At 42.7% G+C, this 25,438-nt stretch carries 16 protein-coding genes and 1 tRNA gene; 9 read left to right on the top strand and 8 right to left on the bottom strand.

The features are described 5' to 3' along the window. Positions 1 to 142 precede the first annotated feature (142 nt). Both L1D11_RS07940 and L1D11_RS07935 read left to right on the top strand, forming a co-directional pair. Positions 143 to 1,342, top strand: coding sequence for a NupC/NupG family nucleoside CNT transporter (locus tag L1D11_RS07940; protein WP_239832653.1), 1,200 nt, complete (start codon positions 143 to 145; stop codon positions 1,340 to 1,342). A gap of 195 nt (positions 1,343 to 1,537) precedes the next feature. Further along, on the top strand, positions 1,538 to 3,352 hold the full coding sequence (locus L1D11_RS07935) for a sodium:proton antiporter (RefSeq protein ID WP_239832651.1): 1,815 nt from the start codon (positions 1,538 to 1,540) through the stop codon (positions 3,350 to 3,352). A gap of 77 nt (positions 3,353 to 3,429) precedes the next feature. Here L1D11_RS07935 and folD read toward each other — a convergent pair whose 3' ends face one another. After that, a complete protein-coding gene (gene folD, locus L1D11_RS07930; protein ID WP_004737959.1) occupies positions 3,430 to 4,287 on the bottom strand; it encodes a bifunctional methylenetetrahydrofolate dehydrogenase/methenyltetrahydrofolate cyclohydrolase FolD in 858 nt (285 codons plus the stop codon). 211 nt (positions 4,288 to 4,498) lie between these two features. Here folD and L1D11_RS07925 point away from each other — a divergent pair. After that, positions 4,499 to 4,575, top strand: a tRNA-Arg gene (locus L1D11_RS07925). A 796-nt stretch (positions 4,576 to 5,371) separates the two neighbouring features. Here L1D11_RS07925 and L1D11_RS07920 read toward each other — a convergent pair. Next, entirely contained in the window at positions 5,372 to 6,229 is an 858-nt protein-coding gene (locus tag L1D11_RS07920) for a WYL domain-containing protein (protein ID WP_239832649.1), read from the bottom strand. Between the two features lie 318 nt (positions 6,230 to 6,547). On the opposite strand from L1D11_RS07920, the gene dptF reads away from it, so the two are divergent. The 6 genes from dptF to L1D11_RS07890 all read left to right on the top strand — a co-directional run bounded on the left by dptF (position 6,548) and on the right by L1D11_RS07890 (position 17,495). After that, the gene (dptF, locus tag L1D11_RS07915; RefSeq protein WP_239862355.1) at positions 6,548 to 8,143 is read left to right on the top strand and encodes a DNA phosphorothioation-dependent restriction protein DptF; all 1,596 of its coding nucleotides are present in this window, start codon (positions 6,548 to 6,550) and stop codon (positions 8,141 to 8,143) included. Between the two features lies 1 nt (position 8,144). Further along, positions 8,145 to 9,485, top strand: a complete 1,341-nt coding sequence (gene dptG, locus L1D11_RS07910) for a DNA phosphorothioation-dependent restriction protein DptG (RefSeq protein WP_239862352.1) — start codon at positions 8,145 to 8,147, stop codon at positions 9,483 to 9,485. Next, positions 9,466 to 14,550, top strand: coding sequence for a DNA phosphorothioation-dependent restriction protein DptH (gene dptH, locus L1D11_RS07905; protein WP_239862350.1), 5,085 nt, complete (start codon positions 9,466 to 9,468; stop codon positions 14,548 to 14,550). Before dptG ends, dptH begins: the two co-directional genes overlap by 20 nt. Positions 14,551 to 14,655: 105 nt before the next feature. After that, the gene (locus tag L1D11_RS07900) at positions 14,656 to 15,525 is read left to right on the top strand and encodes a phosphorothioated DNA-binding restriction endonuclease (RefSeq protein WP_239862348.1); all 870 of its coding nucleotides are present in this window, start codon (positions 14,656 to 14,658) and stop codon (positions 15,523 to 15,525) included. 81 nt (positions 15,526 to 15,606) lie between these two features. Then, on the top strand, positions 15,607 to 16,332 hold the full coding sequence (locus L1D11_RS07895) for a hypothetical protein (protein WP_239862346.1): 726 nt from the start codon (positions 15,607 to 15,609) through the stop codon (positions 16,330 to 16,332). Continuing rightward, entirely contained in the window at positions 16,332 to 17,495 is a 1,164-nt protein-coding gene (locus L1D11_RS07890; RefSeq protein ID WP_239862344.1) for a DGQHR domain-containing protein, read from the top strand. The genes L1D11_RS07895 and L1D11_RS07890 overlap by 1 nt, the downstream gene beginning before the upstream one ends. 54 nt (positions 17,496 to 17,549) lie before the next feature. On the opposite strand, the gene dndE is transcribed toward L1D11_RS07890, so the two are convergent. The 6 genes from dndE to L1D11_RS07860 form a co-directional block, all read right to left on the bottom strand. Beyond that, complete coding sequence (gene dndE, locus L1D11_RS07885; RefSeq protein ID WP_239862341.1) at positions 17,550 to 17,897, bottom strand: DNA sulfur modification protein DndE; 348 nt, start codon at positions 17,895 to 17,897, stop codon at positions 17,550 to 17,552. Then, the gene (dndD, locus tag L1D11_RS07880; protein ID WP_239862339.1) at positions 17,897 to 19,906 is read right to left on the bottom strand and encodes a DNA sulfur modification protein DndD; all 2,010 of its coding nucleotides are present in this window, start codon (positions 19,904 to 19,906) and stop codon (positions 17,897 to 17,899) included. Before dndD ends, dndE begins: the two co-directional genes overlap by 1 nt. 8 nt (positions 19,907 to 19,914) lie before the next feature. After that, entirely contained in the window at positions 19,915 to 21,549 is a 1,635-nt protein-coding gene (locus L1D11_RS07875; RefSeq protein WP_239862338.1) for a DNA phosphorothioation system sulfurtransferase DndC, read from the bottom strand. Further along, on the bottom strand, positions 21,546 to 22,625 hold the full coding sequence (gene dndB / locus L1D11_RS07870) for a DNA sulfur modification protein DndB (RefSeq protein ID WP_239862336.1): 1,080 nt from the start codon (positions 22,623 to 22,625) through the stop codon (positions 21,546 to 21,548). Before dndB ends, L1D11_RS07875 begins: the two co-directional genes overlap by 4 nt. 219 nt (positions 22,626 to 22,844) lie before the next feature. Next, a complete protein-coding gene (locus L1D11_RS07865) occupies positions 22,845 to 24,872 on the bottom strand; it encodes a DNA phosphorothioation-associated putative methyltransferase (protein ID WP_239862334.1) in 2,028 nt (675 codons plus the stop codon). A 27-nt stretch (positions 24,873 to 24,899) separates the two neighbouring features. Next, entirely contained in the window at positions 24,900 to 25,427 is a 528-nt protein-coding gene (locus L1D11_RS07860) for a hypothetical protein (RefSeq protein WP_239862332.1), read from the bottom strand. Positions 25,428 to 25,438: the final 11 nt, after the last annotated feature.

The raw sequence follows: 25,438 nt of genomic DNA, 5'->3' as shown, positions 1-25,438 counted from the left end.
TTATTTAAATTCAATAACTTAATTAAAACCACTGCTCAAGAGTGATTACCCCAACATCACATTAACAACCGCCGCTTGCCGCAAACGATTTCCTCTATAGAATGCGTCGCCTTTCCTAACTACAACTTTTAGGTTGACGCACATGGCTTCGCTACTTGGAATTATTACTATTTTAGTTGCCGCTTGGTTACTATCTACGGACAGAAAAAATATTCCACTAAGAACAGTCTCTTTGGCTTTCTTATTACAAATCTCATTCGCGCTATTGGTTCTATATGTACCAATGGGTAAAGAAGCGTTGAATGCAGCCACAGGTGCGGTATCTAGCTTGATTAACTACGGTCAAGAAGGGATTAACTTCCTATTTGGCGGCCTAACAAATAACGGCTTCGTTTTCGCGATTAATGTTCTTGGCATCATTATCTTTTGCTCTGCACTTATCTCTGGTTTGTACCACATCGGTTTTATGCCAAAAGTGATCAACCTTATCGGTGGTGCGCTACAGAAGTTCTTGGGCACAGGCCGTGCAGAATCCCTGTCTGCGACAGCAAATATCTTCGTTGGCATGATTGAAGCACCATTGGTGGTTAAGCCTTACCTGAAACACATGACGGACTCGCAATTGTTCGCAGTGATGGTATGTGGTTTGGCATCTGTTGCTGGTGGCACGCTTGTCGGTTATGCGTCACTAGGTGTAGACCTAAACTACCTGATTGCAGCGGCATTCATGTCTGCACCTGCAGGTCTGTTAATGGCTAAAATCTTCGTTCCGGGCAGTGCTGACGATGTTCAAGAAAACATTGAGTCTGATGTTGAAATTCCACGAGCAACAAACGTAGTTGAGGCCATGGCAGATGGGGCTATGTCTGGACTTCGTATTGCCGTTGCGGTGGGTGCGACACTTCTTGCCTTTATCAGTGTGATTGCAATGCTGAATGGCTTGCTAGGTATTGTTGGTGGTTGGTTTGGCGTAAACCTAAGCTTCGAACTTCTCCTAGGTTATGTGTTCGCACCCATTGCATGGCTGATCGGTGTGCCGTGGTCTGAGGCTGTTGTGGCAGGTTCACTGATCGGTAACAAGGTTGTTGTGAACGAATTTGTCGCTTTCATTCAGTTAATGGATGCGAAAGAGGTTCTTAGCGAGCATTCACAAGCGATTGTAACCTTCGCACTGTGTGGCTTCGCTAGCATCTCAACGATGGCGATTCTGATTGGTGGTCTGGGTAGCTTGGTACCAGAGCGTCGCTCTTTCATCTCACAATACGGCTTTAAAGCGATTTGTGCAGGTGTGTTTGCTAACTTAATGAGTGCAGCGATTGCTGGCGTGGTACTTTCACTGTAAATACCAAGTTTATTGAATTAAGTACCGAGTGATCGAGTCAGTCACTTTATTTCCCCTATAGTAAAGTGACTGATTAATCACAATAATATTCGGTTAGCATGAAAAAGAGAGCCTATAGTTTAATGACGTAGGCTTTCTTGTTTCAGTAAACAGATTTGGACCACAGGGTGTGGCACCAACTATTTAGGGGCATAAATGGATTTGTCGATTACTTCTTCTTTGGCGCTAATTGGACTCTTGTCTTTAGCTTGTCAGCTGCTCGGCTGGCGATTGCGTCTTCCCGCGATTCTCCCTCTTCTTATTGTAGGCCTGCTATTGGGCCCCGGTTTAAATGTCCTTAACCCAGATGCCATTTTTGGCGAAGTGCTATTTCCGCTGATTTCATTAGGTGTTGCCATCATCCTGTTTGAAGGCGCATTGACGCTTAATTTCAAAGAGATCAGAGGCCATGGTCGCATGGTGACTCACCTCGTGAGTGTAGGCATGCTGATTACATGGGCGTGCATCGTGGTCGGTTCTTACTACTTTGTTAACTTTAGTTGGCCACTAGCGGCGCTATTCGGTGCTTTGGTGGTGGTGACCGGCCCGACAGTGATTGTGCCTATGCTGCGTAGTATTCAGCCCAAAGCTTCTCTTGGCAGCATTTTGCGATGGGAAGGGATTGTGATTGATCCCATTGGCGCTCTGTTTGCTGTTCTGGTTTATGAATACATTGTCTCTTCAGCTGACCCTACCGGTCATGTGCTGTCAGCGCTTGGGCTGACTCTGGCTATTGGTTTAGGCTTGGGGATCATAGGTGGCCATTTAATTGCCAAGATGCTACAAGGGCATTGGGTGCCACACTATTTACGAAATGTGGCGGTACTGACGCTAATGTTGGCGGCGTTCTCCTTCTCGAACGACCTGAGTGAAGAATCAGGTTTGTTGACCGTGACCATCATGGGGATCTGGCTTGCCAATGTGAAAGGCTTGGATATCGAAGACATCATCGAATTCAAAGAGACCCTGACTGTGTTACTCATTTCTGCGCTGTTTATTTTGTTAGCCAGTCGACTCGATTCGGGCGCGTTCCTGTCGATAGGTTGGGGGGGAATAGGGTTATTAACGGTGGTTATGCTGGTGGCTCGCCCGTTAAGTGTGTGGATCAGCGGGATCGGCACGGATCTTAGCTCAGCAGATAAATGGTTTTTAAGTTGGATGGCACCGCGCGGGATCGTGGCGGCGGCGGTTTCTTCTCTGTTTGCGATCAAACTTCAAGAGAAGCAATTGATCGAGGGCGCAGACCTGTTGGTGCCTATAGTATTCTTGGTCATTATCGGTACGGTTGTTATTCAGAGTTTAACCGCAAGCTGGTGGGCGAGAAGGCTCGGTGTCACTCAAGAGAAAGCGCAAGGGGTTATTTTCTTCGGTGCCACCCACTTCGCAAGACAGTTTGCCAAGGTGCTCGCGACTCACAACATCAACAGTGTGCTTGCCGATACCAACTGGGAGAGCATTCGCTTAGCGCGCATGGATAACTTGAATGTTTACTTTGGTAACCCAGCTTCCAGCCATGCAGAAAACAATTTGGAACTCGATGGGATAGGGCGTGCGATGATTGTCTCGCCTTATCGTCAAACTAACCCGTTAGTCAGCATGCATTATCAAGACGAGTTTGGTGCCAACAAGGTTTTTGCGCTTGAGTCACCAGAGAGCAAGCACGAGAGACACCAAGTAAGTCGAGATGTCAACCGAAGTCTATTTGAGGAAGGCGTCACCTACTCCAAGCTCAACTCATTAATGGCACAAGGCAGCCAAATTAAGAGTACAGGGCTGACAGAGGCATTTGATCTGAATGAATTTAATGCGCTTTATCCTAAAGCGATTCTACTTGGAGTCATCAATGACGGGGACTTCCGCTTAATTACTCAAGGGGCTGACTTGGAAAAGCTGATATCGACAGAATGTGAGATCATTAGTTTGCTGCCGCCTTCAGAACAGGTTGAGAAAGTCGAGGCGCCAGAGAAGTAGTAAGTGTTCTTTATCAAAAAAGCCGCAACGTGATATACGCTGCGGCTTTCTTATTCTATTTATACTACGTCTGCAGATTACTTCGAGTGAAATTGCTCACAAGCGATCATTGTGTTCTCGATCAGGCTAGCTACTGTCATTGGACCTACACCACCCGGTACTGGTGTGATGAAGCTTGCGCTCTCTTTCGCGACATCGTATTCAACGTCACCTACTAGCTTGCCAGAATCCAAACGGTTGATACCGACATCGACCACAACTGCACCTTTCTTAATCCATGCACCAGGAATGAAGTTAGGCTTACCTACAGCAACCACAACAACATCTGCTTGGCGTACGTGACCTTCAAGGTCTTTGGTGAAACGGTGACATGTCGTCGTTGTACAACCCGCTAGAAGCAGTTCTAGGGTCATTGGGCGACCCACGATATTTGAAGCGCCAACAACAACCGCGTGCTTGCCACGCAAATCGATGTTGTAACGGTCAAGCAGGGTGATGATACCTTTTGGTGTACAAGAGCGAAGCTTAGGCATACGCTGAGCCAAACGGCCGACATTGTATGGGTGGAAGCCATCAACGTCTTTTTCTGGTGTGATGCGCTCAAGAACGTGAGTGCTATCGATGCCAGCAGGTAGAGGCAGTTGAACCAGAATACCGTCGATCTCTGGATCTTGGTTCAGTTGGTCTACTAAGTTTAACAGTTCATCTTCTGTTGCAGTGGCTGGCAAATCGTAAGATTTAGATACGAAGCCAACTTCTTCACACGCTTTACGCTTACTTCCAACGTAAACCTGAGAAGCAGGGTCTTCACCCACTAAAACAACCGCTAGGCCTGGAGCGCGTAATCCAGCTTCAGTACGAGCTTTTACACGTGCAGCAACTTCGGAGCGAACCGTTTGAGAAATTAGCTTTCCATCAATATTTTGAGCAGTCATGAATTTCCTTAGTATTGATATTCAAGTTAGTGGCTGATGTTTTTGGCGCATTATTCCAGAAAATCTTTTTGATTACCATCAAGCAAACGATTGCCTTGCTCTATTTTCCAACACTTATATGTTTGTTGCCCTTTTTTTACTCACTTAGATCAGAATGTTACATAAAGCCGTTGCTTTCATGATTCGAATTCGTATAATTCCTTCCTGTAGCGCGCCCTTAGCTCAGCTGGATAGAGCACGTCCCTTCTAAGGATGTGGTCGAAGGTTCGAATCCTTCAGGGCGTGCCATTATTTACGGGGCGTAGCAGGTTAGTACTTGCTACGCCCTTTTTCGTTTTTGTCATTTGTGGTCAAGTATATGGTCAAGTAACGATGAACCTGCAGGCTACGACCTGATACGGCATGAAACACACCCAAAGTTAGAGTGTCACCTACTCTATATCAAATACCGTCTCTAGGCTTTTCTATCTTCTCCCTTTGCCTCGATATATTTTTAAGTTCTACTAATGCATCCCGCATTCACAATCATTTAAGCCAATTTGACTCAAGTTATCGATCATTACACCTGCATGGTGTATACATTTATTATAGATAACTACATGTTTATTAAAAGTTTTTATGTTGACTGTTCGTTTTTTGTACTGTATGTTTGTTTCAAATAGCGAAACATAGCCAGTATTTGGTGCAGATCCATTCTGGAGTCGGTATCAGTAGGTTATGAGAGGTAAAATATGAATGAGCAAACTACTCACGATTGAAGATATTATTTACACCTTTGATATTAGTCGAACTACCTTTTGGAGAATGAGGCAGGGTGACACGTTCCCAAAACCGATCATGGTTTCTAAACGCTCTCCCCGTTGGAGCGAGCAAGAGGTATATAGGTGGTATGACGCTAGTAGGTAGATTAATGTAGAGGCGGCATAGTCTGTTTTGTAGTTAGCAAGGACGCTAGCTTGTAATCGGTATTCAGAGTATAGGGGCAAGTCTCAGATATTTACTTCTCTACTAGCGAGCTCACTCCAATCGCATACCTATATATTATAAAGCGTTAGCTCTCTATTTTTGTGCCCCTAGTCTGTTATTACAGAAGCCAGCGCTTGATGTTTGCTGAGTTCGCTAGTGCTAGGTGGTATTTCTTAGGAGTCGAAGATAGTTTCTTATTATCCACGCAAACATCTAAGCGTTTGAGCAAATACTTAATCAGTGCTCGTCGGCAACTAATTGTGAGTGGAGAATCATGCATTCCATAGTCGACTTTCACAATGTGTTGTTGTGCAGGTGACAAATGTGGATTTGGAATGATTTCAATTGCTTCTTCTGTTGTCCAATCTTCATCGTCTTCGATGTTAATATCTGATTCATTGAGCAGTTCAGGCTCCCCTCTAAATCGGCTTAACACGAAATCTAAGAACATTGCTCTTTCTTCACAATATGCTCTTACATGCCAACGGAACCCATCAAATACGATGGTGTGTGGAACGATATTTCGACCTCGCCCCTCAGGGTTATCCATTGAAACATACTCAATATCAACTCTCCGCCTTTCTCGTGCTGCTTGTAGAAGTCTACGAACGATTATTGGGGCTATCTGCCTATCTGGGACTGAAAGGACAATAGAGTCAGCAAAGCCAAGATCTTTTAAATCAAAGCCGTCTACATGGTCACTGTTGTATTTGTGCAGTAGCGACAAATACTCGTTAGGAGTGCCTTTTGTAAACTTTGGCGCAAAATGATCAGTAAGACGGTAGCCTTTAATACTACGATCATGAACAAGTGGTGGAGAAGAGAAGTGCTCCTGATAAGCTTTGATGTCTCTAGAGGCTTGCTGTCGCTTAATGTTGAAAGAGTTACATAGGTGATTAGTCGTAACGCGACCCTCCCATAATGCGACAACCTCGATTAATTTGAAGCGTAGTAACTGATCCCACTTTATTGTCATAACAATTATCTAATGCCTGAAAATGATACATGTTGATGTGTACAGAATATACGTACATTTTTAACATGGGTATAGTACACACTCACCAGTTAAAATTGCGGAGTGTTACGTAAAGCAATGTAAGCCAAATCATACTTTTCTAATACTAAACACAATATTTGTTTGTAAAGCGAGTAAGATAAACAATTTGCATATGGTGGTGCTGATTCATCCACTCATTCCATTTTTTTATGGTTGTAAGTACCGTTACTTTTCCGTGTTTGATACTATTTATCTCCACAAAAAAAGTCCGTTTAATCAAATTTTGAAGAGATTCCTTTGAACTTAGAAAAAGCCCTCAGCATACTTTCTAAATCATCGCCCTACGCGGTAAGTACAGAAAGAGAGCAAAATCAAGACCTTCTGGCTGATTATAAAAGCCATGTGTACATCACCACAGATATCGAAGTGGACTTTAAAAAGTCGCTTTTGTCTTCTAAGAAAAGTGACATCATTTTTTTGTGTGGCAGTAGTGGTGACGGTAAGTCTGAGATCCTGACCCAATACAGCCAGAAGCATAAAGCGACACATGAATTTCATCTTGATGCGACACACAGCTTTAATCCAAATCAAACCGCAATTAATGCGTTGGATGAGCGATTCTCACAGTTCAAAGGAAATGATAAGCCACTTGTTGTTGGCATTAATATCGGAATGTTAGGCAACTATGCTGAGGAAGGTGCTGAACAACACGACGATATTAAAGGTTCGATAAAAGCGTTCTTGGAAAACAAAACGGACGATATTCCAACGAACCATATTTTCTTAGATTTCGAGCAATACCCGAAATTTACTCTGGGCCATGAGGTTAGTACCTCTGACTTTGCAGCTAAGTTTCTAGCTCGATTAACAGAGCCAACGCTAGATAACCCGTTTTACGCGCTGTATGACAGTGAAGTCCAAAAGCTAGGTCACAGCAAGCTCACGGCAAACTATGCGTTGTTAGGGCTAGAATCCGTGCAGAAGAATATTATTTCTTTACTTCTGAAAGCTCGTTTAATCAAAGATCAGTTCCTAACGGCGCGAGCGCTACTGGACTTTGTGTACCAGATCTTAGCGGGTGATGACTACCTATTCGACAATCTCTTCTCTGGTTCAGATAACGAGCTTTTGGAGCATATTCAAAGCTTTGACCCAAGCAATATTCACACTCGTAAAATCGACGAATTCGTTCTTCAATTTGGCCTGGGGATTGAAGATGGAGGCTTTACACAACTTAAAGATCAGGTGAAAGCACAAGGTGTATTTGATGTGCTCACTGCCGCTTCATACCTACGCATGGTTTATCTGTTGAAAGACGAAGCGCAATTTGCGAATGATTACATTAATGAGCTGAAAGCAGACTTTGATAACTCTTTGGTTGATCAGTACGCAAACATCTGGCTGCTTCACCGCGAGTTTGATGGTTCAGGAAAGCAGAAGAAAGAGCTGAATAAGTTCTATAAAGACACTCTCATTTCAGCTGTGCATCGTTACTGTAACCGCAATTCGCCATCACTCGATAAAGACCAATTCTTTGTCTCTGAATACAACGGCTTTAAAACGGCGGCTGAACTTGAAGTGAAGCCTGATTTTTCATCGATTAAAACACAAGCGGTGAGCAAGATAGGCTCATTTAACGCTCATATTCGAGTCGACGATCATTCGCTTCTACCTATGCCTATTAGCATTAATTTACTCGAGTTGTTGGAAAAAATTAACCAAGGGTACCGTCCGAATAAGCATGACAAAAATGCGGTGCTTTTGTTGGATGAAGTAATAGAGCAGATCATCACGGTAGCGAACGAAAAGAATACTCTGTTTATTCTGAAAAACGACAAACGCTACAAGATCGTGAATGAAGATGATGAATATTTCGAAGTGAGTGGTTTATAAAATGACAATGGATAATTACACCCAACCATTTAATCAATCGTTGCCACAAACTGCGGAAGGCGTGCCAAATAAAAACAGCCTAAGCAGCTACTTACCTATTCGAACCAAGGGTAATGACTTTGATTTTGATGCTGTCATCGGTTTGGTTCTACGTGGGCTTCTGCGTAAAAAGGTAGAAGGTTATAGCTACGAACAGTTTGTGGCCGATTGCCAAAGTGCGTTTGAAGAAAAGCTTGGTGAAGAAGAGTTTTGGCAAGTGTTAAAAGAGATGTATTTTGAAAACAAAGACATCTTTACTGTGAGCCCCGAACTCCTTCTGTTCCGTGCACAAAAAGGTGAATTTGCAGCAGGTGATTCACGTGTTGCTTCTATGTACACCAATTTACTTCAGAACATGCGTGTAGAAGAGTTTGATGCCAAATTAAACTTTATTGAACGTGAAATGCTTTCTACGCTTCGTGGAAAAATGAAGTCTGACTCGTCATTGCAAGCGAGCGAGAAACCGTATCTACCTTATCTTTCAACAGCATTCCGTGACGACCTGAAATTCTTGGCTAGTCGCCCTAAGTATCTGCTTAGTGAAATAGAGTCGTTCCTGTCTTTTTATGGTTTCGCATACACTGCGCAGTTGAGTTTAGCGCTAACAGATTGGCGTAGTGGTCAAGAGCCAGTGGCTAAGCCTCTCTATTTCATTATGGATCATGAACGTGCCAGTAATGAGCGCACTCATATAAAGAATCACGGCTATAAGCTGTTTAATGAGTCAGCCACCCGACTATTCCCTATGCTGACTATGCTTGAGCTACTTCAGCCGGGTGTTGGAAATAAGAACGCGATAAAAGTACCTTTGTGGGAGATATCGAAGGGTATTCAAGAGTCGAAATCGACGTACCTAAAAGAACAACTAGAAAACTTTGCCAGAGCGTTTAAGTCACAGCGTAATCTAGACACAGCTCTAGATGAATCTGAACTGGCGCTCGACTGGCTCGGTAACATAATGAAGCTCGCATCCGCACAGTTTAGCGTCGGCGAACGTTTCAATATCAACAAGAAGTATGTGTCAGAAGTAGAGAAGTTCCTAGCGTCTCACTTCATTCAAAGTCGAGGCCGCAGCGGTCGAGTACTCGTACTCAACCAAGACTACATCATCTTATTGACCAACCTTGTTGTTGGAGAAAAGGACAAACTCCGTTTCCACGAACTGATCACAGCCTTTGAGCAACGTGGTATTTTCGTTGATAAACAAACAGAACAAGAACTAATTAAATTCTATGAGCGCATTGGTAACGTAGAGCGCATGAGTGATAGTGGAGACGCAGTATATGTCCGTAAAACAATTTGAGACCTTTCTAGTAGAGCAGTTTTTAGCGGATGCTGAAACACACATTAAGGCAGGTTTTCGCTATCAGTTTAAGTCGCCAGATAATGAAAATAGTATGCGCTTGTATCAGGCGATGACGGCTCATTCTGAAAACAGCATTGATGCGACTAACGATATCAAGTTGCCATTCATTGAATTGTCAGGCTGCAAAATCGTACCTGTGATCCATAGCGAAAACCCAACAGAATTCGAAGGCTTTACTGAAAACTACATCTCACATCTGCGTGACGAAGTGGCGAGCCAATCTGGCTACTTAAAAGGTTGCGCGCTAGTTGTGATCCACAATAGCTTGCTTGATACCTTGATAAATTCTGCAGAAGACTTGGCTCAAGTGGGACAAGTTTGGAGCGCATCAAAGATCAAAGCAGCAATGAAAGGGCTAATCGACCAGCAAGACAAAGGGCGTGATGTGTCAAGTTGCCTGCTTGATGATCAATTCGATGCCATTTTAGAAGATGGCGCAACTATGTTTGGTTTCGAATCTCTATACAAAGCCGTTGAAGACGGTGACTTGCGCTTCAATGAGTTGGGCATGTTTGAAGATCCGCTCGTAGCTGAAATGAGCGGCAATCCCAAGCAAATAAAAAAACGCCTGGAAGATAACCGTGCACTTTACGAAGAGCTCTCTTTTGAAGTTGAACACTTTGGTGGTCAGCTTCAAGACCGCTTGAAATCATTCGGCGAGAAATTTATTAAAGAGAACTTCTCAGAAACGGATGCATGGAAAGACGTTGAGTTCGAAGCATTCCTACAAGAGAAAAAGCGCAATGCTCAGCAGCAGCTTGTTCTTGAAGAGGAGCTGGCTAGCGACGGTATGACCATTACAGCTCGTAACCGTGCAGAGACCAAAGCAGGCATGCGTGATCGCCACTTAATCATCGAGTTAGATGAAGGTGTAAATGAGTTTGAACTGAAGCTGATCTTCCAAGGTGCGAGTAATCTCGATAAAAGTCAGTTCAAAATTCAGCCAGCAAAAGCGCTTAATAATGAAGAAGTGATTACCACACTGAATGGTCTGAAAACGACACGAGCTAGCTTGAAAGGTACGTACAAGCATGAGCCACTGTTTTTTAACTTGGCTCTAAAGCGTGAAAACAAATCTGAAGTTTATAACTTCCGTTGTTTAGTGGTTCGTAAAGGCGAGTTCTATATTGAGCCGTTCAAGAACATCTTCTTGGTAGAGCCTGCACCTGCGAAACAGCGTTTAACCTTGAACATGGAAGAGAACAAACTGCAGATCAGAGCCAACGAAGGCAGCGCATATTCACTGCTTGATGCCAAGCAGGTTGTCGATGCTGCAGATTACGCCTTCGTGGATTTTGAAGCGTTAGCTAATGAAGCTGACGAAATAGATTTTTCCGTTAAATCAGGTGATAACCAGCTCAAATTTAATGTTGAAGGCGCAGTAGCGACTGATTCATTGAGTTTACCCTTACTGCTTAATAGAGGTCGTTACCACAAGCTTTTCAAAGATGAATATAACGGTGAGTTTTATTCTCAAAAAGGCAAAGTCGGCATCGATAACAGTGAGTTTGTTGTTCCAGGTGTTCGTTTAAAACTGCTGCGTTGGGAAGAAGAGTTCATCAACAACAAAGTAGTGTCTATTGCGGATTCAGGGGCAATTAAGCTTGATGACCTGCAAGCGATTGATGATGCTATTCATGGTTCTTACGTTGATCTTTTTGATTACCTAGAACAGCGCCGTAGTACGCCATCATTGGCGTCTTGGGGTGATGAGTTTACAACACTCGTCCAAAATACAGTTGATGCTTGCTTAGCGTATTTTGAAGCAATCCCAACGGGTAGCATGTTGACAAAAGAACAGAAATCAGCGTTGAAAATCGGTTTGGTTCAATCTGAAGACGAAGAATACTACTCGCCTTTCCATCCGCTGATTTTGGCTTATTACCTCAACCTAAGAGATGCGATTCGTGATGATAAGAGCTTTGCTCAGCTTCCTGATGTCACCTTTGAACGCTTGTCGCCAAAAGGTTTGCTGCCATATGTTTACCATCCTAAGCATGAGTTTTCCTACAACCAGCAGGTGAAAGAGAACGCGTTTTGGATCAGGAGTGTGCCTCAAGAGAAAAGCTCTCTTACGTTCGTTCGTAAGCTGGTAAAAGAGAAAATCGATGAGTTCCAAACGGCATTCAGCCAACTATTCACTGGCTCTGAGAAGAGCATTATCGTTAATGCGGTGAACCAAGATAGCGCCGAAGAGTTGTTTATGGGGCTGGTGGATTACATCCGTAGCAATCAAGAACAGTCTGCATCGATTCACATTAACTTGTATGACGATAAACTGGCGTTCAATGCGTTTGACCGGTTCGCAGAAACAGCCAATTACGATGAACTGAAAGAGTGGTTAGAGCTCAACAAGGGTAAAGTACGAGAGGTTGCCGATACTATTATCGATATCCTTCGTACTCGTCTAACGTATAGTAAGTTCACGAATGCTCAGGCTGAAAAAGATGGCCAGTCATACGCGCACCTTTCTTTCTTCCGCAACAACGACAAGGTTGATTGTTCAGATATTGCGATAGAAGACATGGCATCAGGCATTGCTTGTGACGGCCTACTAACGGGTGATGCTTCTGAAAGTAAATCAGGTTCGTACTTTACGGGCTTTGGTTTGAAAGGTACGGACTACCAAGACCACCCACACTTAATGATGGCGAAGTATGTTGGCGCTCTATTAAAGCCAGCACTCAAACCGAATACTCAATATCACGGTGCAAATGCAGTTGCCTTAGCGGTCAGTGAGGACTTTAAAGGCTTACTGGAACGTTCATACGATAGCTCTATCTGGACGACTATTATTGATCCTAAAGTGACGTTGGACTTCTTCCACAGCAACGAAGATGTAGTATTGATTCACTATTCAGATCAGTACACCAGCTCTTCTAGCTATGATGCAATAACAGTTACTGCGCAGCGCGGTTTGTTTGAGAAAGTCATTAAGCAAGGTGATGGTGGCCAAATCAATGAGTTCAACGCGTTCAACGGTGATTGGCTGTTGAAAATGATGACTTGCGCGCCAACCATCAATAAAGAGCGCAAAGGCGTGATTGGTGCCTACAAGTTTGTGACTAGCCTAGTGCATGATTCAGACATTACATGGGTGCCGCTGTCTGTTGCAGAGATGATTCGTGTATCGGGTAATATTGGTCTGAAGATGTCTGACAGCGAATTCTCTCGTAACGTTCAAGGCTACAGGAAAGGCGAAATTTCTGACGATGTATTATTGGTTGGTTTCAAAGACCAAGACATGTACTTGCTACCTGTCGAAGTGAAAACGGGTTCGGTGCCGAATTACAATAAAGCCGTTAAACAATCGAAAGAGCTATTGCGTTACTTAAGCCAAGACTTACTAGGTAACAAAGACTTAGCGAGCAAGTTATACCGTGGCTTGTTCATGCGCCAAGTTTTGATGCAAGTTGATAAGTATCGCTTATACAAAGTATTTGCTGATGATTACTTCGACACTTTACTGGCAAACAAAGAAGAGTGGCTAAGAGGCGACTATTCACTTGGCCAAATCGCAGATTACCCAGAAGGCTTTGTGGTTAGCCACCTTGAAGGGGCTGGCTGCTTACAACCTGACTACCAAATGATGGAAGGGGTGTTAAAAGTCGACCTACCTATGGGGCTACTTCCTGGCTTGGTGGAAACTCCGCTGCAAGAAGTGTTGAACGAATTAGATGTAGTGAAACTTTGCCACGTGCCAAGTGAGTATGTGCTGAATGGTGAAACTCGATTAGAAAAAATAACTGAAGCTGAACCTCAGCCAGTACTTGTGGAGTCTGATGAGGTTGAAACTACAGAATTAGTGCTGCCTGAACAGTCTGTTGTTGAAGAGCAAGTATCGCCAGTCGTTGAGCCAATGAAGGTCGAGTCTAACAGCAACCTAAACGTACTATTTGGCCACAATGCGCTAACACAAGCTCCATTGAATTGGGAGCCAACGAATACTGCCAAATTCATGAATACCAATACCGGTATTATTGGCACTATGGGTACGGGTAAAACGCAGTTTACCAAGTCGGTGATCACTCAGCTTTACCGCAATCAAGTAGACAACGTAAACGGCGCACCTATTGGCATGCTTATTTTTGACTACAAATCCGATTATGTAGACGACAAGTTCCAACAGGCGACCTCGGGTAAGAAGTTCAACCTTCATAAACTGCCATACAACCCACTCAGCTTGTTTGGTGATACGCCAATGCTGCCCGTGCACACAGCTCGTGGCTTCTCTGAAACCATGGGGAAAGCCTTTGGTTTAGGTCAAAAGCAGCAGCTGCGTTTACGTAAGCTGGTGGGTGAAGCGTATGAGTTAGCGGGTATTCGAAAAGCAGATCCAAGTACTTGGTCAAAAGCAGCGCCGACAATCTCACAGGTGTGGGACTTGTTCATTGAAACAGAACCAGATGAAGACTCATTATATGCGGCACTTGAAAGCTTATATGAACTAGAGATCTTTGAAGACGACAACACTAAGTGCATGAGCCTTTATGACTTGGTTGATGGCATCACTGTGGTTGAACTGGCGGGTTACCCATCAGAGATTCAAAACCTTGTAGTCGCACTGACGTTAGACCTGTTCTACTCACAAATGCAGAAGAAAGGTAAGCCAGAAGTGCAAGGTGACTTCCGTCAAATTACTAAGATGATTTTGGTGGATGAAGCGGATAACTTCATGTCTCAGAACTTCCCAAGCTTGCGTAAAATCTTGAAGGAAGGCCGTGAATACGGCGTGGGTGTGATTCTTTCTACGCAAGATATTACACACTTCCAAACTGGCGAGAATGACTACTCAAGCTACGTGCTTACATGGGTTATTCACCGCGTAGCGAAGATTCGCCCGCAAGAGCTCAAAGCCATGTTTGGTGTCAACGAGAAAGCTGAACAAGAGAAGCTCATGGAAACCATCAATAAACTGGAGAAGCACTACAGCTTATACATTGATGGAGCCAAGAAGATACTTCCAATGAGAGACAGAGCATTCTGGGAGCTTCTTCAGTAAATTACTGATTTTAAACGCCCTTTAAGGGCATTTTTTAATCTTATCAGTACTAATATATGACTCAGTATGTATAATCGCACTGGGTTATTATTGTGGAAGCTACAGATGGATCTACTCGACAAAATTCAAATGATTTCACGTTGGCGGCGTGGAGAACAACGCGCTCCGCACAAACCGTTAATGTTGTTATATGCTTTGTCTCAATACAAGCAAGGTCATGAGCGCTTGTTCCAGTTTGAGAAGGAAGTGGACAATCAGGTTAAAGAGCTGCTTGTTCAGTATGGCCCTTCGCGAAAAGCTTACCATCCAGAGTATCCATTTTGGCGTTTAGCCAATGAGAAAGATCCTTTTTGGGAATTAAAAAACGGTGAAGAGTGTATTCCCCGCAAGAGTAATACCGACCCTAAAAAGTCAGAGCTCATTAAATACAATGTAATGGCTGGGTTTGATGCGAACTCATATCAGAGCTTAATTTCTAATCCAGAAATGATAGAAAAGATAGCTTCTAAGTTAATTCAAGACAACTTTCCTGATACGCTTCAGGAAGAGTTGTTTGTCCGTTTCGGTTTTGAAGTTGATACGTCAACTAAGCAACGTGATCCCAATTTCCGTAAGAATGTTCTACGTGCTTATAACTATCGATGCGCTGTATGTGGTTTTGATTTGGCTTTAGACACTGTTCCAGTGGGTATTGAAGCTGCTCACATAAAATGGAAGCAGTATTCAGGTTCTTGTGAAGTGTCCAATGGCATTGCTTTATGTAGTATTCATCATAAGGCTCTCGATAGAGGAGTGATTGCTCTTGATAGTGATTACAAAGTTCAAGTATCTCCAGGTGTAACAGGAGGAGGTATGGTAGATATGTTGATTTGGGAGTATGCCAGTCAGCAGATTCTATTGCCTAGAGAGACTTCGTTGTATCCTTCTGAAAAGGCTGTTGAATGGCACCTAAGTGAGGTGTTCAAATCTAATTAGGTTGAGAGGGTTTAGTTTAATAATTAGTTGGTTTAAATGTCATGTTTGAGATAGTGGTCATAAAGTTGGTTGGGGAGATAAATGAAAAATAATAAGGTTTGTTATTGGAGAAGACTTAAGGGAAATATTTTAGGTGTTCCGAAAAAATCGATAGAAAATCCCAAGTTTGTGTTTTCATTTTTTATTATAATGGTTATATCTAGTGCTGGTGTTTGGGTTCCATGGGCATTTAGTCTAGAGCTTTCTTCTGTTTGTAATATAAGCCATGAATCATTGGCTTTGAAAGAAGATAGCTTTATTCAAAAGAGAGAATTAGAGTTAGGAGTGTATAAGGCTGTTCTATTTGAGAAGTCTAATACAACTCATCTAGATTCCACAAAGCTAAAAGAGTCCATTTATTTAGCCTGCGATTATATTAGCTCTTTGCCAGTTACTTTATTTCAAGGCTTTGCTGTGTTTATGTTTAACCTTGGGATTTTAGGTGGAATTGCCTTTGACTTTTTCATGACCCAAGGGCCAAAAAAGTATGAGAAAAATAATTTGAGCCCAGATAAGTTGAATGAAGAGAGAGTGAATGACTTTGCCGGTTTTTCTGCTTGGATAGTCGCGTTTATACTATCGTTTTATGGATTGACTGCACCAACTAGTTTCAGTTTTTTTACCCTAGTAGGAACAGCTATAGCAGTAAGTTTATGGATATGTGTCAATCATAATAAAGCCGACTTTAGACAGCCTAAAACTAATCCAGGAAATATTGTAGCCGAAAATGATAATGTTAAGCCACTTGCCGGTGGAGGATTAAAGTAATGGAACCTTATGTGTTTAAAGCGATAAAAATTAAGCAGCCTTTTTCTGATTACTATATATGTAAAATACCTTCGGATGTGTTGAGAACAATCAGCTATACTTTGAAAGCTGTAAATAACGATGGAGAGGTTCAAGGTGTCCAGCGGACTTTGAATACTAAACGCCTCCAAGAAATCGCTCAATTTATTGATAGTGATTCTGGTGCTTTTCCAAACCCTATTATATTGGGTGCTAATTTTAAAGAGTCAGGTCGTTATGCTGATAATAATAAAATTGAGTTTAAGGCAATTGATGATTCTGAAGAAATATATGATGTTATTGTTCCTAAAGACTCAAAGCTTTTGTCTATAATTGATGGTCAGCATCGGCTGTTTGCATTTGACTATGCAGATTCGTCAATGGATTTATCATGTTCAATATATGAAGACTTAGCTACGCCATATCAAGCTTTTCTTTTTTCTACAATAAACTACAATCAGGGGAAAGTAGATAAAAGTCTGGCGTATCAACTATTTGGTTATGAAATCGATAGTGTAGATCCTGTCGAGTGGCCACCAGAAACGTTAGCTGTATATTTTGTTCGTGAATTAAATAAAGTAGAACCGCTTCTAAATAGAGTTAAGTACCGTACTGCTGATGAGAAAAACTTAACAAAGAAAGATCGTGATGCCTTACCTCCTTGGCGATTTTCTACTTCTTCAATTGTAGAGGCTATTCTTTCTCTTATTAGTCATAATCCAAAGGAAGATAGGTATTTAATGAACACGAAGAAAACGGCTGATGATAATGCAATCGTAGGCCGAGGTGTTCTGGATAGAGATGGTAGATATCCATTGAGAGATTTATATATAGAAGGAAATGATCAAGCTATAAATGATGTTTTGACTCTTGCATTGGAAGCTACTGATGACGTTTTTTGGAGCAAGGTGGGCGATGATAACTTCTTAAAGAAAACTGTTGGAATTGCTTGTATATTTAAATACTTGAAGGCAGTGCTTTTGAAAGATGGTGTTTCACTAGACACAATGAAAAATATATTTCCTGAATATTTAAAAAAGATAAAGCTTGAAGAAGACTTTAGTGACCCTGAGATATATACATCTACTACTAAAGCAATGAATATCGCATACGAGAGAATGCTAAAACTATCAGGTGTGAAATAGAACTAACAAGAGGGGCTTAATAGTATAGCCCCACTTTATAGAGTGTTCAGAAGTTTATAGCATTGTTGAAATAAGATTAAGTGACTTGCAGTTTCGAACAGAAGCAATTCCATCCTCAACATGTGCAGCCCAAGCTTGTTGATACGCTTTTGTATCTAGTTCTGGGTAGTACATCTTCAACATTAGTTCGGTCACATCACTAGTTTCACCAAGCCAAGTGTACTTATCTAGCACCAATGATCCGTCTAGTTTGGCTTCTTGGCCTTGGTATCGAAAATCACTTTCGATAGAACGGAAGAAAGCAATACGTGCCGATACGTTTGGAGTGATTCCAGTATAACCCTTTAACTTTTTGAGCTGTTCTTCAGTAGAGCGAGTTAAGTTCATGCGGTTAGGTAGCATTAAACAGCCTCCTTAATCGATTCTTTCCAGAAGTAACCGTCTTTCAATGTTGAAGCCTTAGTTGTACCGTCGAAACAGATCTCATAAGTACGAGCAATATCGTCTTGGATAAGACTTGTGTAGTTTCTATCGATCTCTGTATCGGTAGATAAAATCACAACTTGATGGCTTGCGGTTGGGAAGTAATTCTCTACCAGTTTGTCACGGTGATGTGAATCCAACCGACCTAGTGGGGTGTCAATGATGATTGGAAGTTTACGACCAGATGTACGGCCAAGAGCCTCTAGAATCGAGATCGCGTAGATCTGCTTCTCACCAGCAGACATCGCTTTACGGTTGATCTTAATACCGTGTTCATCAACTAACTCAACATCGAATGTTGCTGGGTTGATTGAAGCTGTGAGTTGTAAATCTTCCTTACGAGCAAGCTTCTTGTATGACTGAACGAACTCATTTTCTAACTGGTTCACACGCGCTTTAGTTAGCTGTTCACCAAACTTATCTAGCAATAAGATTGAGTTTTGCGCATTACTAATACTTTGATCTTTGTTCGATTGGTCTTTGTGTTTATCGTGTAGCTTCTGAATTTGACGTGCTGTTTCTAAAGCTAGTCGAAGTTCTCGCTTAGCCTTTTCCAGTAAATCATGATATTCGATAATCAGCTTTTCTTTTTTCTTATCTAATGCGCGGACATCTGCAAACAACTCTTGCACTTGCTCCTGTTCAGGTGCTCGTGCGATATTATTTGAAGCATTGTCGATCTCTTCTTCGACTTTGCCGAGGCGCACTCTTGTTTTGTCGAAACGAGAGAAAGAATCTTGCGATAGGTTGGATAATTGGTAATCGATGGTATTCGCTTGGCGATCAGAGATATCCAAAAGAAGCTCTGTTGAATCGAATTCACCTACGTGTGCTTTAAAGCTATCTGCAATTGCGTTTTGCGCCATCTCGGTATCAAAGCTTGGGTATTTTGAGCATAGAGTTTCTAGGAAAGCATCTAGCTCATTACCAAAGTTTTGTTTTTTCTTAACTTGTTGCTCTTGTTTGATCTGAGTTTGAAGCCTTTGCATTGCTTTCGGAGCAAGTGAAAATGGAAGGTTCGTTTCCATTTCCATACGAATCTGTTTCTCAAGTTCTACTTTCTCTTTAAGCAAGCTTTCAACTTTGTGTTGCTCATCTTCTCTGGTTTTTGCCCAAGCACCGCCATTCTGGGAAAGTTTGTTTTCCAAGTTAAGAATATCGCGTGATACTAGCTCAATTTGAGCATCAACAATATCAGCCTCACCACGAAGCTTTTCAGCTTTACGTTCGTGATCAATTCTTTGTTCATCTAATGCATTCATCTCTTCTTTAAGAGATTGACTTAAAGCTCCGGAGCCTTGCTTTTTCAAGAAGATATTTAGGTCGCTTTTGAGTTTCGCGATTACATCTAAACCTAGTAGTCGACGTACAGCTGTTTTCAGAACTGTTCCAGATTCGTCTTCAGCTAGTTCTGCAATTTTTTCTCCATCAAAGAAGAATAAGTCAGCGATGCCAGTTGGAATAAGTTCATTAAGAAAACCTTGGCACTGTTCGTAATTGAGCTCTGGAATTTGGATACCATCTTTCTCAAGGCAAAGGTTGTCTTTCTTGCCTCGTTTCCAGCCGCGAATCACTTTATAAGTGTTCTCTTCACCGTTTTGGCTGTATTTAAACTCAAGCTCGATAGATGCGTTATCTTGAACGCCACCATGGCCGACACCTTTATGAATAAGCTCGGATAGGGCATCCACGTACTCGCCATTTGATAGTACTTGGCTAAATGATTGACGGCCAAAAAGAGCGAGTCGTACTGCTGTCAAAATCGATGTTTTACCAGCACCGTTAAGACCACCAAACAGAATGATTGGTCTTTCGGTTCCTTCAATAGGACCATTTTTACTTAGACGAGCAGGAGCAGGGCGCAGGTCGATTTCATGCACACCGCGAAACACGCGAAAGTTGTTTAAAGTTAGTTTTGTAATCAACATTTCAGTATTTAAAACTCTTTTTGAAGCTGCTTATCTAAGTCAGCAAGCTGTTCGTTATAACGCTCAATTTCTTTTTGGTGAATATCAAATTCAGCCTTACTCTGCAGAGAAGCATGCTTTTGTTTGATCTCTTCCAAGCTTCCCCAGTCTCGCTTCAATAGCGATGCAATTTTGTTTGAAATACCGCTACGGCGACTTAAACCTTCCATAGAAACTTCCAACTCGATCAGTTTCATGATCATCTCGGGCTCAACATCGAAGTTGTCGCATAACTCATGAATTAGCTGTGCGTCATCTTTACCAAAACTCGCGTTATCGTCGTATACCCAATCTAGGTCATAACCATAAACATCTTTGAAAAGCGTCGGTAGAGAGTCATCCCAGTCTGGCTCATTTGGATCATGAATCCACTCTTGGCGAATAGCATGCAGCTCTGGCACCGTGATTAACTCAATCTCTCGGCCTTCAGCTTTAAACTTCTTATCTAGTTCTAGAAGTTCACGAAGCCATTGGCGACGGTATTTAAGCCAGTAGGGGCCCGGTACGTGCTTTCGCTCGCTCGCTATATCTTCACCTTCTTTGGCATATTGGTAGCTTACTTTACCGGTTCGACGTTTGTGGTTTCGGTATTCTTCCTTGTTCGCTGGATCCGTTGTCATTGCTAACTTATTTCGGAATTCTAGAAGAGGAGCCATCCACTCTTCACCATTTTGGATAAGGCTTTCCATCGCTCGGTCTTTCGTTACAACCGTACATGTCCAGCAGCCAAAACGAGAGTTACCACAAGAAGGTGTTGTTTCGTCAATAACCATTGGGCATTCGCCTTGCCCTGAAGAATCTTTATAAAGATTCCAAAGCACTAGGTTTTTGCCACCCCAAGGGTTTTCCCATTCTAGGTCATAGTCATCTTTCCAGATATTTCTAGTACCTAATGGCGTTTCTTTTGTCTCTAAGTGACATAAACGCAAGATCTTCCAAACATCATCAACAGCCCATGTATCAATAGGGGTGTAAATGAATGCATTAGCAAGCGTTGTATGACGAGCTAGACGAGAGCCATCAATTTTGTGTTTAGCGATAACCTGAGCACGCGAGGCGCTTTCCTGGCTACGTGAGCCCAATACAACAATCACCTCATCAAATTGAGACACTTTGCTTTTGATGAAGTCACTAACTGGATCGATCTTCATTCGCTCCGTACACCAGCGAAATGAACGTGTCGGTGCTGGGTAGCCTTTACCAAGAAGACTTGACCAGAACGTTTGGTCTGACTCAGGCACAACTTTGTGGCAGCTGATTGGCAAGTCGTCACGCTTAGCGCCTTTTTGTATCGCCGCTAAAGAGTCTTTAATGTGGTTAACAACAACAGGTGTCTCAACCAAGGTATCTGATGAAACGACAAATACGGGTTTGTTGCGTTGTTCTTTTTCTAGGCCAAGTAGTGCCATATAGATTAAAGACATGATCGCGGAGGAGTCTTTACCACCACTGTAGCCAATCACCCATGGGCGGTTGTCTGCACAATAGACGCGTTGAACGTCAGCAACATAATAGCTGAGTTTATTATTTGCGAACTCTTCAGCGTTGATGAATTCTTGGTATTCTTCGGCGAGATCTTCTGCCAGTTTTAGCTCGTGTATCATGATAACTGCTTCTCTAGAGCTTTTTCTTCTGGGGTTAGTGGTAACCCAAGTTCAATTTTAAGTGCGTTTGCTGTGAGCTGAATATTGATGTTCGATTTACTCAACTTGCCGTGGTTCATGCTACGCTTTATCCATTCAGGGTTGGTTTTCAACCAATTAACTTTCCCTAGTAACTGAAGCTTTTCTTTCCATTGCTTTGGCTCTTGGCACAACAGGTGTTTACCCAAGACGCCAATCGCATGCAGCCCGACACCATGTGCGTGGATGTATTCTTGGCGAAGCTGTGCTGGGGATACTTGTTTGTCCATCACCATTTGCCAATCTTTAATATGGCGAGTGACCTCTTCCCAAAACTCAGACGCTAACTGCTTCTCTTCTTCAGTGAAACCATCTTTTGGCCCTTTACTTAAAAGTGCTCGTGTTGATTGTTTTATGCTGCTCAAAGTGAATAGTTTGTTTGACTTAGGACTGATATTGGATTTTTCCATTTCAGTCATTCCGATGAAGGGTTTCACTTTGGTTGCTAATTCACGAGCAAGCTCTGAGCTTTCGTCTCTATGGTCATAAAGTGTGCCAAGGGATGGACTCGGTTTGACGGCATACTTGTTTAAATCTGCAAACATTTGTTGGCTTCTACCTAAGCCTTCATCGATAAAGAATAAGACCGGAATATTGTCTTGCCCGAGGTCTGGGTTTTCTTTCAGTGCTTCCTCAATCGCTTTACGACGGTGTTGACCATCATTAATCAGAATCTGCGCATCCATTGGTATTTGAAGTGTACCCAAATTAGGTGCACCTTCGTGATCATGGAATGAGATATCAACACCAACCGATGCTGTTAATGCTGAGAATACGTACTCTTTAGGGTTATCGAGCAGGTACTTGACCATTTCAGGTATACGAGTTTTGTTCAAAGTTCTTTGAGCTCTTAGCTCTGGTGGAACGTCATCTTCGTTGTAACTGAAAATTTTTGGAATAATTCGAAGAGGGCATGTCGCAATGTAAAATGGACGTCCAGCTTGAATACCTCTAACAGCAGGAAAAGAGTAGCAATAACCTGAATCTTGATTTTGCATGGGAAGACCTTAGTTGGTTTGTTATTTTTATGACGTAAGAACTAAAAATAAGTAAAGTTAATTATTTTTAGTTTGTCAAAAAATGACATACTAGGCGTCGGGTTTGTTATGTGTGCGTTTCGAAAGTGCGAAATACTACATTGGTTTGCCAAAATAGGTCGAGTATTTTACAGTGATAGAGAGGGGATTTCTATGGCAGGGCGCTTTTTTTCTAAAAGTTTACGTGGGTACTTGGGTGTTGATTATGAACCCTTTGATTTCTTTGTTGTGTTTACCTAAAAGCACTTCAAATTCTGCTCTCACCATATGTGTTTCTTCATTTGATTCAAACTCCATGAGCTTCGCCAATCGCTTGTCGAAGCTCAGCTGTTTCTTATAGTTCTCGTGTTCGGCTGTCATGTAAAGATGCCTATTAAGTAGTGGTGGCCTGCGTTCTTCATTAACGTAATCGAAGAAGTCGATGTCTTGCTCGGCCATCTTGATTTTTATGCGTTCTACTAAGAAAGGAACCGATCTTTCAAAGTCGTCATAGGCGGTGAGGGTCAGCTTCCCGGATGTTATATGAATTTTGATTAGATCTATCTCTTGATCCATCTCGCCATACATTTGCAGTCCCGCCCCAACGTATGCTCGTAGCAGTAATGGTAACTCATCGATAAAGTCTCGATGAAGAATCAATGAGTGCCCTTCGTTTAGAAGGCTTGCTGGTAACTGGTTATGTGCTTTCTCGCACTGCCGCTGGATTAAGTCGGTGTCGGCAATCGCGAACAGTAGCTCGGCAGCGAGGTTAATGGCAGTTTTGTAGTCATCAAACAGCGCTTTGATATCGCGCTTTAGTGGCTCTGGCTGCTGCGTGTAAGGCTTTCTTTTCTCAAACAGCCCCATAGCGAAATACAGCAAAAGGTCTTCCTTTCTGCTTTTTTCGGCTTGCTCAAACTCTTGGGTATCGAACATTTCTTGCAGCAGATTGAACACTTTTTTGTGTGAGCCGATTAACTCTCGGATTTTGTCGGAGTGTTCAAATTCGTCGTTGGCCGGAATACGGCCTAGTTCTAAACAGGTATTCCAAAAGTTGTTGAACAGGTCTTGATGCTGAGTGATAAGTAGCTTGGCTTTATCTTTCGCTTCGATAGGTTCTGGCGAAGTCAGTTGTTGCCACTTGTGGTGTCGTTTGTATTTACTCTGTAGGTATTGCTGTTCTTCGAGTTTATCTTTGAATATATAGAAAATACCGGGCGCGACGGTAATGGTGTCTTCTTGAAGGCTTCTTTCTATGTATGCTTTTATCTCAGATTGCGCATAGTACTTTTGAAAGGTGTTACGAGAGGTGATCACCCCATCTTTATAGGGTTTGAACTGCGCAATGTAGTTCTCGTTCGCCAGCATCACAGACACCACCAGGAATTTGTCTGCTAGCTCCCAAGCCCCTAATAGTGCCTCTAATCGTTCATCTTGATCTTCAATAACGTTAAGTACAAAGCCTAAGTTAACGATGCTGGAACTAACTTTGTCGTTATCCGGTTGAAAGTTCGGGTCCCAACCAAGCACATCTAAACCATGCGCTTCAAGCTCTCGTAAGTCGTCACCTCGGCCGCAACCGTAGTCGAAAATAGAGTAAGAGCCTTCTAAGTAACCATGCTTGACCAATGTTTTCATCGGAGCAGACAACTCATGTCGTACTAATGCGGTTCTGTGCCTGTCTATCCCTGCGTCTTCTACTTGCGTAATTGCAGAGCTACGAAACAGGCGGCCATCGACAAGCTCGTAACCATGGCGTGCAATCAAGTTCTCCCAAGAGCGCTTAAATCCGATCAAGCGACTGTTCTCGTACAGCCCTGCATTTTCACCTTCTTGTGTTAAAGAGGTGAAGTGCTCGAAGTATTCGCTGTCGGGCAGAATCATGGTCTCTTTACGGTGCAAAATCGGAGGATTATCAGAGCCTTCGTAGCTCATAACTTTATGGCTGAGTTTAGAGAGGTCGACGTTTAAGCTCTGTTTTAAAGCCGGGTAGGAATCGGTGTAAAAGTCAGGGTAATGAAGCAGGGATAAGCGGAACTCTTTCTTGAATAGCTTAACTAGGTTCCAGTTGTCATCTTCTAAGCTAACGGCTTTTGCGACGGCAGGAATGAATTGAGTGAGAACGTTCGGAAGGGCATTGAGGGCGTCTCTATGAAGGTAAACGGCATCCGGCAATTGTTTCCCCACTTTGATTTGTGCCACCAACTCAGCAAACAGTTCTTCGTTCATTCCTTGTCCTCTCAGATGTTTTTTCGATTATAAGTCATCGAATAAGGTCTGTGTGGCGCTGCCTTTTGCACTTTTCGTATTTACGCGAAGCCCATCACTTCGTGCTTGCCGAATCAGTGCATACCGGCTGTTTTCAGGGCCAATGCTGATGTGGATCGGTTTGTTCTTTCCATAAAAGTAGAGGCGGTCGAACGGTAGGTGAGTGCAAATGTATTTCGCGACTTCATCCATTCGGGTTTCATAGCCTTCAACATAGAAATCGCAGGCTGCTCCATCGCGTTTGCAAATACGCTTGCCTTTGCTGTTGAGCTCCATGGAAGCGTGTTGGTCAATGTCTGGAGCCATGTCACCTGGGCTATTCTTCAATATCCAACGAAGCAAAGAGTGGCTGGTGTAGCCGTAGGTCACCGTTACTTCTCCAAACTCTCGTTCGATGGGCCGGATAACCTGAACCATTAAGCGCTGTAATTCGGCATTAGAAAGCTTATTAGTTACGTTGCTACCCAAATAGCCGGGGTGCTTGTCTTTATGCCAGTTAACCAGTATGTGGATCATATTCTTACCTA

The sequence above is a fragment of the Vibrio sp. Isolate32 genome, assembly GCF_022397955.1.
Lineage (GTDB): Bacteria > Pseudomonadota > Gammaproteobacteria > Enterobacterales > Vibrionaceae > Vibrio.
This window is presented reverse-complemented; position numbering and strand designations above follow the sequence as displayed.

Excerpts from the sequence above, each read along its gene's own strand:
- L1D11_RS07940 (WP_239832653.1), top strand. The coding sequence starts at position 143 with ATGGCTTCGCTACTTGGAATTATTACTATTTTAGTTGCCGCTTGGTTA.
- L1D11_RS07935 (WP_239832651.1), top strand. The coding sequence starts at position 1,538 with ATGGATTTGTCGATTACTTCTTCTTTGGCGCTAATTGGACTCTTGTCT.
- folD (WP_004737959.1), bottom strand. The coding sequence starts at position 4,287 with ATGACTGCTCAAAATATTGATGGAAAGCTAATTTCTCAAACGGTTCGC.
- L1D11_RS07920 (WP_239832649.1), bottom strand. The coding sequence starts at position 6,229 with ATGACAATAAAGTGGGATCAGTTACTACGCTTCAAATTAATCGAGGTT.
- dptG (WP_239862352.1), top strand. The coding sequence starts at position 8,145 with ATGACAATGGATAATTACACCCAACCATTTAATCAATCGTTGCCACAA.
- dptH (WP_239862350.1), top strand. The coding sequence starts at position 9,466 with ATGTCCGTAAAACAATTTGAGACCTTTCTAGTAGAGCAGTTTTTAGCG.
- L1D11_RS07900 (WP_239862348.1), top strand. The coding sequence starts at position 14,656 with ATGGATCTACTCGACAAAATTCAAATGATTTCACGTTGGCGGCGTGGA.
- L1D11_RS07895 (WP_239862346.1), top strand. The coding sequence starts at position 15,607 with ATGAAAAATAATAAGGTTTGTTATTGGAGAAGACTTAAGGGAAATATT.
- L1D11_RS07890 (WP_239862344.1), top strand. The coding sequence starts at position 16,332 with ATGGAACCTTATGTGTTTAAAGCGATAAAAATTAAGCAGCCTTTTTCT.
- dndE (WP_239862341.1), bottom strand. The coding sequence starts at position 17,897 with ATGCTACCTAACCGCATGAACTTAACTCGCTCTACTGAAGAACAGCTC.
- dndD (WP_239862339.1), bottom strand. The coding sequence starts at position 19,906 with ATGTTGATTACAAAACTAACTTTAAACAACTTTCGCGTGTTTCGCGGT.
- L1D11_RS07875 (WP_239862338.1), bottom strand. The coding sequence starts at position 21,549 with ATGATACACGAGCTAAAACTGGCAGAAGATCTCGCCGAAGAATACCAA.
- dndB (WP_239862336.1), bottom strand. The coding sequence starts at position 22,625 with ATGCAAAATCAAGATTCAGGTTATTGCTACTCTTTTCCTGCTGTTAGA.
- L1D11_RS07865 (WP_239862334.1), bottom strand. The coding sequence starts at position 24,872 with ATGAACGAAGAACTGTTTGCTGAGTTGGTGGCACAAATCAAAGTGGGG.
- L1D11_RS07860 (WP_239862332.1), bottom strand. The coding sequence starts at position 25,427 with ATGATCCACATACTGGTTAACTGGCATAAAGACAAGCACCCCGGCTAT.